Source organism: Streptomyces barringtoniae, assembly GCF_020819595.1.
Classification (GTDB): domain Bacteria; phylum Actinomycetota; class Actinomycetes; order Streptomycetales; family Streptomycetaceae; genus Streptomyces; species Streptomyces barringtoniae.
Window position 1 is genome coordinate 1 of record NZ_JAJHNP010000091.1, and the last position, 706, is coordinate 706.

Sequence of the window (706 nt, forward strand, 5' to 3'; positions counted from 1 at the left end):
ATCGACGAACGCCTCGGGGGTGGACATGACGGTGACGCCGCCGGCCAGCGCCAGCGTGCACTCGCCGCTGCGCAGCGCCTGCACCGCCAGGTGCAGGGCGACCAGCGACGACGAACAGGCTGTGTCGACGGTCACCGCGGGGCCTTCCAGCCCGAAGACGTAGGAGATCCGTCCGGAGACCACGCTCGCCGCGTTCCCGGTGCCGAGGTGTCCCTCGATGCCCTTGGGCGGGGCGGCGATCAGGGACGCGTAGTCCTGTCCGTTGGTGCCGACGAAGACGCCGGTACGGCTGCCGCGCACCGTGGTGGGGTCGATCCCGGCGCGTTCGCACACCTCCCAGGCGGTTTCCAGCAGCAGTCGCTGCTGGGGGTCCATCGCCAGCGCCTCACGCGGTGAGATGCCGAAGAAGGCCGCGTCGAACCGGTCGGCGTCGTCAAGGAAGCCGCCCTCACGGGTGTAGGAGGTGCCCTGCCTTTCGGGGTCCGGGTCGGCGAGGCGTTCCAGGTTCCAGCCGCGGTCGGTCGGGAAGCCGGAGATCGCGTCGCGGCCGTCGGTCACGAGGTGCCAGAGGTCCTCCGGTGACCGGACGCCACCGGGGAAGCGGCAGCTCATCGCGACGATCGCGATCGGGTCGTCGGTGTCCGTGGCGACGGCGGTCAGGGGCAGGGTGCCCACCGCGGTCTCCCGTCCGAGGAGTGCGTCGCGC

Annotated in this window: 1 protein-coding gene; it reads right to left on the reverse strand. The window is 71.8% G+C overall.

What is annotated here, in order from left to right; genetic code table 11:
- Nucleotides 1-706: beta-ketoacyl synthase N-terminal-like domain-containing protein (locus tag LMU33_RS40845; protein WP_228627178.1), on the reverse strand; the 706-nt coding region annotated here is incomplete at both ends.